Here is a 7,271-nt window from a genome sequence, read left to right on the forward strand (position 1 = left end):
AGGCGGATATGGGCTTTAAACGCAATAAACACCCCTAAATCTAATTCAATTTTGAGGGGTCAGTATGCGCCAGTATATCCAACTAACCCTAATTGACGGAAAGCTTATTTAAGTGATCCTTTTATCCCTTTCAACAGATCGTTATCTACTGTTATATAACCGGGATAATAAATGTTATGTCCACCTATTTTTACAGACGGTTTGATCTTTAATACAACAAAGCCATTTCCCTCGCGCGTGAGTACGTCACTCAACAATTTTTCAACGCCGGTTTTTTCGTCGGTTACTCCAAACAGGTTTGCTTTGAACGCGAGGGGAATAACCGTACTTTGTCCGTTTCCTAAATTGATTGCGTCGTTTACCGCACCTTCAAAAAACGGTTTGCCTTGTATTTCTATGAGGTATTTGAAAGCCCCCATGTTGGCAACCTCACCTGTCGGATTGCTTACTTTCATGTTAACAATTGCTTCCAAAGGCAAATTCTTTGATAATAAACCTACAGCTATGCCTGGTAGGGACATAAGCGAAGAGCTGCGGGATGTTGTATTGCCTAATGCCGTTCCTGCAATTTTCAAATTAGATACCGACTCTACATCGTAATGGTACTTCTTTAATACATCCGCCTGAGTTGCGGGGTTTAACATGGCACAACCTGTAAAGAGCAATGATGTGAGCAGGGAAAAGAATAAAAATTTAATCGGCACGAACTTATTCATATCTTCTTTTGTTTTGACGGCAAAAGTAAAAATCTTTGTTGTTTCTCATGCAGAAATAACTTAATAACTGCTATTTCTTATCTTCGTGGTATGGAAGTACAGACCGAATATAACAACGAGCTTCGGATTGAAAAAGCAGGAGAGAAAGTTTTGGGGCCCGGAAGCAGGAAGAATTTATTTCGTGAATTTGATTTTCAATATTAACTGAATATGATCATGAAAAATAGAATACTGATTTTGCTATCCATGGTGTTTTGCAGCATTTGCGCCTCAACGCTAGCGCAGGAGGCTGTGGTGAGGTAGACATTTTAACGAAAGCAGAGGCCGTACCTAATCATCAGCTCAGAGGGAAAGCGCTAAGCAAGTTTATGCTTGTTTCGGCGGCCGACGGTTATCAGGCCGTAATTGCTTTGCCAGAGACAGATCCCGACTTTACGGATCAAACGATAATTTTGGCAAATAAGATGGACGGAGAAGAGCTTCCTCCCAATTTCGGACCTTATCGTCTGGTCGTTCCGCAGGATAAGAGGCCCGCACGTAGCGCCATGCGCGTGACCCGTATCGAAGTACTGGATGCAAGAAACAAGGAAATCAATGATTATTGAAGCGCCGGTCATTGATGAAGTCGATATCTGTCAGGGTCTTCAAAAGGCGACTATTTACACCTGTTCTTCCTTAATGAGTGGAATTCCCAATTGTTGTTGCCTTCTGAAGCCGGTGTGCAGTTGCGCAGGGATTCCACGCCGGAGCATAACGCTGCGACACGGCTTTTAGAGAGGCAAACGACCTTCGTGCATATAAGGGGCCGTAATTTGCACATTTCTGAGAACGGCTACCCTGAACTTAGCGATATCCTGCGAAACCAGTAGTTAAAAAAAGTTGATATTGCCTTCTAACTGCTTTGCCGGCTTTTTCGCCAATTTCCGAATTGGAAATGAAATGTATATCTCCTCTATCGTCAACAAGAGTGATGTTCACGCCGTGAGCAGATAATCCATCCGAACACAAAATTTTTCCTGAAAGTATTATCTTTTGAGCATAGATCGGTTGGACGGAAATGCCAATACCTATTAACAACAACATGACAATGCGCATTTGTGCCTGAAAAACGGTGGTATCGATTAGACGAAATTGTGCTTTGTTCTTCTTCTCGTAGCTCGTAGGAGCAATGTTATTATGCCGTAGAACACCGAAACAATTGCTATTACAACAAGATAAAACCAACCTCCCAAGACCTCTGTTGTGCCGGAAATATTCAAGGCAAACCCAAAGGCTTTGATCCTTTGGCCCGAATAAAAAAGCCCTGTATTAGCCGGAAAGAATAGCTTAAAAAATATTAAGGAAAATGTGCATAGGCTGAAAAGATATAAGATAAAGAACATAGCGTAATTGACGCTCGTTTTTGCCTTTTTATATATAATCGATAGTATTTTACCTAACTTAAATTTTTTAAGAGCATCATCGAGTTGTCGCTCCGTCACAATCGGTTTAAGAAACTCATGTGGATCTCCGAGTTGAGAAGTGATACTCAGGATGCGGTCTATTTCCGAACCGTTGTCCATGGATTCCATGCCTTCATAAATGTGGCTGTTAATTTCCATTACTATCTCATTCCGATCCTTATCTGGCAAGTCTTTTATGACGTTTGAAACATTTGATAAAAACTGTTCATACACTTGCTGTGCATTTCGTTCTGTAAATGATATTTTTTGCATCATGTCACTTTAAATTAAATTAATCTATTTTTCTATGTTCAGTAAATTTTGTATCACACTTCTCATTATACCAAAAATTTCCGTCCCTTTTTCTGTGGTGGCGTAGTACTTTCTAGGAATGCCTGAGGACTGTTCTACCCACTCATATTTAAGGATTTTTTCGTCATACATTCTAATAAGAATTGGGTAGAGCGTCCCGTCCGTCACGTCGGTGTGAAAGTCTTGGTTGATCTTTTTTATAAGTTCATAGCCGTAAAAAGGTCTTTCTTGCACAATACTCAAAACCAAATATGGCAGCACACCTTTCTTCAATTGTGATGTCCAGTTACTTATGTATTTACTTTCCATAATGCAAAAATATAAAAAATACATTCTATTACAATGTATTTTTTATATTTATTCGGCGGTTCAGAGAATCGGACATCGGGATAGTTGGTCTTAATCGGATAAAAGTAATTCACCATCCGGCGGAAAAACTACACTTGTCAAAACGGTAACAGATTTTGCCGTTTTCACAAAATTTTTCGCTGAAAATGTGTACATCTTTGTACATTATCCCACGGAATGAATTAATCATAAAATAATGAGCTATTGCAATTACATACCCCTGATGAAAGAACCGAGACGCAGTCTTCATCAACGTTATCACGACAAGTATTACGGTTTTCCCATTCACGATGATAATGAATTGTTCGGAAGATTAATTTTGGAAATCAACCAGGCCGGACTGAGTTGGGAAACTATTCTTAAAAAGGAGGAAAGTTTCCGGAAAGCTTATGATAATTTTGATATTAAAAAAATAGCTGCTTATACGGAACAAGACCGCGAACGTTTGCTGAACGATGCAGGAATTATCCGGAATAGACTGAAAATAAATGCTGCGATCGAAAACGCCAAAACCATTCTGCAGTTGCAAAAAGATTACGGCAGTTTTCAAAAGTGGTTGGAGCAGCATCACCCGAAAACCAAGGAAGAATGGGTGAAATTATTTAAAAAAACATTCCGATTTACCGGCGGTGAAATTGTCAATGAGTTTCTGATGAGCATCGGTTACCTTCGGGGAGCGCACGATGAAAATTGCCCAGTGCATCAGGATATCTTACAACAAAAGCCGATGTGGTTAACCGATTAACGTGATTTTTTTCAAATGGTAAATCTTCTTAAATCAATTTACTAAATGGGAGAATGAAAGAGCTGACAAACTTTTTATTGCAATTCGCGAATTTGAATCAGCGGCAAACGGATTTTACAAACCATCTTGGAACCGGTACCGTGGAAGAAGCAGGGAAGCGTATCGTGAAATACGCACTTCTTGACCGGAATGGACCAACAGGAAAGTTTTTTAGCGAAGAAATAAACACAGAGACAGGCGAAATTCCCTGGTAAGATGCCTGTTACTTTACAGGTTCAGCTTATGTCGTTTTTGGTGGAATGGATTTTTACCAAATGGTAAAACTTCCTAAAATCAATTTCGCTAATTTGGCAGTATGAAAGAGCTGATCGACTTTTTATTGCAATTTGGAAATCTGAACCCACAACAAATTGAGCTGATTACGGGCAAAGCCAAAAAACTGGAACTCCGTAAAGACGATTATCTGGTAGAAGCGGGAAAGCTATTTAACCAGGTTGTTTTTATGTTGGAAGGCATTTTGCGTATCTGCTATTACAACAACAAAGGTGAAGAAATTACGAAGTATTTTGTGGAGGAAAACCGCTTGTTTGCAAATCCCTACAAAGGTGAGCCGTTAACGGAATACATCCAAGCCGTTACGGATTGTAAACTGCTTGTATTTTCTGAGCACGACTGGAACGAGCTTTCGCATACCATTGTTGGTTGGGATAGCATTGTCAATAAGATCTTTCAAAAAGGGTTGATCGAAAAGTTGGATAGAAGAAGTTCATTGGTTTCGGAAAATGCCACAACCCGTTATTTGGCATTTTTGGAAAAATTCCCGGCACTCGCTAATCGGGTTCCGCTTGCCTACATCGCTTCTTATTTGGGAATTACCCAACAATCATTGAGCAGGATTAGGAAGAATATCCGTTGAAGAGGATTTTTGTAATTTCGTAAAATGGAAATACCTAAAAAAATTTCTGTAAGACAACAGGAAATCGCTGACGATTTTTTGAAAGAAGTAGATAAAAATCTATCGGAACTCGTCAGTGGAAAGACCGAAAAAATGTTGGAAATCGAAGATATTGCAGCTGCGCTGCACGTTCAGCCTCGTCATCTAAGTAATACGGTGAAATGGGTTACGGGAAGTAGTCCGTGTGCCTTGTTTGAAGAAAAAATACTGATAACAGCCAAACGAATGCTCGCCGAAAATACGATGAATATCGCTTCCATTGCGATGCAATTGACCTATGACCCGTCAAATTTCACAAAGTTTTTCAAACGGTATACAGGAAAAACACCCAAACAGTTTCGGGAAGATGTTTTTTGGAAAAAAACTGAACACATTACCATTTAATCTGAATACATCACCATTTTCTTCCTGCCCCGCTTTTTAATTTTGCATTAATAAATAATGTGAAATTATGAATAGACAGGAAATCATCATTGGGAAAAACACCCAAAGTCCATTGATTGCCCGAAAGCCCGGTTACGGAACAATGCGTTTGACAGGACAGGATTTTTGGGGCGAACCTTCCGACCGCAACGAAGCCGTAAAACTATTGAGAAAAGCCTATGATCTGGGTGTGAATTTCTTTGATACTGCCGATTTTTACGGACCTGGGGTAACCAATAAATTGTTAGTGGATGCTTTTTATCCATATTCGCAAGACTTGATTATTGCCACAAAAGTCGGGTCAATTCGCGGAAATGATAAAAGTTGGCAGCCATACAGCAAACCCGAAGAATTAAGGAAAAGTATTGATAACAACTTGAAAGAATTAAAACTCGAACAGCTTCCGCTCGTTCATTTCGGTAAAGCACTAGGAAGCGGGGGAAGTTACGGCGAATCTTTTGAGGCAATGCTGGAAATGCAAAAAGAGGGAAAAATTTTGCATTTGGGTTTATCCAATGCTTCGGTGGAACAATTCGAGTTTGCAACTGACAAAGCCGAAATCGTAGCGGTTGAGAATTTATACAGTTACGCTCAAAGAACTACGGATAAAAGCAGTCCTTTCGGTTTTCAGGGTGGCGAAGTCCTGGAGCTTTGCGAGAAAAAGAGTATTCCATTTATTCCGTTTTTTTCATTGCAGACCTCACTTCCCACCGAACAGCAAAAACTTCAACAAGTTGCAGACAATCATGGCATTTCGGTTGCTCAATTGAATATTGCTTGGCTTCTGCACCAATCGGAATGGATTTTACCGATTCCCGGAACGACTTCTATCAAACATTTGGAAGAGAATGTAGCTGCCGCTTCTATTTCACTCTCAAAAGAAGAAATGGCCTTTTTGGGATAAACTGGAACTTTATAAAATTGGCGGATTTTATTGATTTTCGATCATTTTCCGCTAATCTTTTTCCTGTGCTTTTTTCCCCAGCTTTCCATGGGTTTTATAACTTCCTCCAAACCGAAAGCATAATCCGTTACGGCATATTCTATTCTAACGGGATAGTCATCAATGACTGTCCGTTTAATCAATAGGTTCTCTTCTAAATGTTTTAACTCTTTGGATAACACGCGATTGGTTATTTTCGGAATGGCATTTGAAATATCGTTAAACCGTTTATTTCCGCTGTAGATAGAAAGAATAATTGGTAACTTCCATTTACCGCCAAGCACAAACATAGTGTCCTGAATGGCTTTGATTTTCTCTTGAAATCGCTTTTCTTCCTTGGTCATAGATCAGGTATCCTTTTGGATACAGGTATCAAATGTATATCTTTTTTCGGTTAGGTTTGTAATGCAAACAATAAAAATTGATTCAAATGAAAACAGTATTCATTACAGGTGCATCATCAGGTATTGGAAAGGCAGCTGCCTTATTATTTCAATCAAAAGGATGGAATGTGATTGCTACCATGCGAAACCCCGATAAAGAAACGGAATTAACGCTGTTAGAAAATGTAACGCTTTTACCCTTAGAAGTTACGGATGTTGAACAAATACAGTCGACAACCGAGAAAGCGCTTTCATTAGGTAATATTGATGTCGTGCTGAACAATGCTGGCTACGCCTTGTTTGGTGCAATGGAAGCGTTCAGCCATGAACAGATTGAGCGTCAGATCAACACCAATCTTCTAGGAACGATGTACGTTACCCAAGCGTTTATTCGGCACTTCAGAGAAAAGAAAGGTGGTTTATTTATCAATGTAACCTCTATTGCTGGGCTGTTGGCGCATCCGTTTAGCAATGTTTATCACGCAACAAAGTGGGCCTTAGAAGGTTGGAGCGAAAGCTTATCGATTGAATTGGCTCCGTTTAATATTGGTGTGAAAACCGTTTCGCCGAGCGGAACCAAATCGAATTTTTTTAATGTGGCGGAGGTTGCTTCGCTTCCTGCATATGATCATGCCATCGACAAAATGTTGAGCGGATTTAATTTGAACACCGAACCCGAGCAGATTGCAGAAGTGATTTACGAAGCTGCAACCGATAATAAAGACCAACTGCGTTATCTGGCAGGGAGTAATGCAAAAAAAGCTTATGGAAGACGTCTGGAAATTGGTGCGGAAGAGTTCAGAAAGGAAAACAAAAAATTCTTTTTACAACTGTTCAATAGCTAAAAATGCTTTTTTACCAAATGGTAAACGCTTTCATTTTTAGTTAAAGCAACTTTGTATGGTAAAGTTTTAAATAAAAAAAAATCGTTAGTTTGAACTCTGAAGGATAAATACAAGAAATGAGAATAGATCGTGAAATATATCTTTGGATAAAAAGCTCCA

11 protein-coding genes are annotated in these 7,271 nt (G+C 39.5%); 7 read left to right on the forward strand and 4 right to left on the reverse strand.

The window, feature by feature from the left end; genetic code table 11:
- Nucleotides 1-104 precede the first annotated feature (104 nt).
- Nucleotides 105-716 carry a hypothetical protein gene (locus EPX21_RS17325; protein WP_134090947.1) on the reverse strand — a complete coding sequence of 204 codons (612 nt, stop codon included), beginning with the start codon at nt 714-716 and terminating at the stop codon, nt 105-107.
- A gap of 254 nt (nt 717-970) precedes the next feature.
- Here EPX21_RS17325 and EPX21_RS17330 point away from each other — a divergent pair, with 254 nt between their 5' ends.
- Nucleotides 971-1,321, forward strand: a complete 351-nt coding sequence (locus EPX21_RS17330) for a molybdopterin-dependent oxidoreductase (protein WP_166670799.1) — start codon at nt 971-973, stop codon at nt 1,319-1,321.
- Nucleotides 1,322-1,837: 516 nt separating this feature from the next.
- Here EPX21_RS17330 and EPX21_RS17335 read toward each other — a convergent pair.
- Nucleotides 1,838-2,434, reverse strand: a complete 597-nt coding sequence (locus EPX21_RS17335) for a hypothetical protein (RefSeq protein ID WP_134090949.1) — start codon at nt 2,432-2,434, stop codon at nt 1,838-1,840.
- Nucleotides 2,435-2,455: 21 nt separating this feature from the next.
- The gene (locus tag EPX21_RS17340; RefSeq protein WP_166670800.1) at nt 2,456-2,779 is read right to left on the reverse strand and encodes a PadR family transcriptional regulator; all 324 of its coding nucleotides are present in this window, start codon (nt 2,777-2,779) and stop codon (nt 2,456-2,458) included.
- Nucleotides 2,780-3,041: 262 nt separating this feature from the next.
- Between EPX21_RS17340 and EPX21_RS17345 the strand changes: the two genes are divergently transcribed.
- From EPX21_RS17345 to EPX21_RS17365, 5 genes are all read left to right on the forward strand, one after another.
- A complete protein-coding gene (locus tag EPX21_RS17345; protein WP_240768715.1) occupies nt 3,042-3,563 on the forward strand; it encodes a DNA-3-methyladenine glycosylase I in 522 nt (173 codons plus the stop codon).
- A 53-nt stretch (nt 3,564-3,616) separates the two neighbouring features.
- Nucleotides 3,617-3,817, forward strand: coding sequence for a hypothetical protein (locus tag EPX21_RS17350; protein ID WP_240768716.1), 201 nt, complete (start codon nt 3,617-3,619; stop codon nt 3,815-3,817).
- A gap of 101 nt (nt 3,818-3,918) precedes the next feature.
- A complete protein-coding gene (locus EPX21_RS17355) occupies nt 3,919-4,479 on the forward strand; it encodes a Crp/Fnr family transcriptional regulator (RefSeq protein WP_134090952.1) in 561 nt (186 codons plus the stop codon).
- A gap of 24 nt (nt 4,480-4,503) precedes the next feature.
- Nucleotides 4,504-4,902, forward strand: coding sequence for an AraC family transcriptional regulator (locus EPX21_RS17360; protein WP_134090953.1), 399 nt, complete (start codon nt 4,504-4,506; stop codon nt 4,900-4,902).
- A gap of 67 nt (nt 4,903-4,969) precedes the next feature.
- Complete coding sequence (locus EPX21_RS17365; RefSeq protein WP_134090954.1) at nt 4,970-5,845, forward strand: aldo/keto reductase; 876 nt, start codon at nt 4,970-4,972, stop codon at nt 5,843-5,845.
- A 41-nt stretch (nt 5,846-5,886) separates the two neighbouring features.
- On the opposite strand, the gene EPX21_RS17370 is transcribed toward EPX21_RS17365, so the two are convergent.
- Nucleotides 5,887-6,228: a helix-turn-helix domain-containing protein gene (locus EPX21_RS17370; protein ID WP_134090955.1), complete on the reverse strand. Its 342-nt coding sequence runs from the start codon at nt 6,226-6,228 to the stop codon at nt 5,887-5,889.
- A gap of 86 nt (nt 6,229-6,314) precedes the next feature.
- On the opposite strand from EPX21_RS17370, the gene EPX21_RS17375 reads away from it, so the two are divergent.
- Nucleotides 6,315-7,112 carry an SDR family oxidoreductase gene (locus tag EPX21_RS17375; RefSeq protein ID WP_134090956.1) on the forward strand — a complete coding sequence of 266 codons (798 nt, stop codon included), beginning with the start codon at nt 6,315-6,317 and terminating at the stop codon, nt 7,110-7,112.
- Nucleotides 7,113-7,271: the final 159 nt, after the last annotated feature.

It is taken from the genome of Olivibacter sp. XZL3 (assembly GCF_004368405.1).
Classification (GTDB): Bacteria; Bacteroidota; Bacteroidia; order Sphingobacteriales; family Sphingobacteriaceae; genus Olivibacter.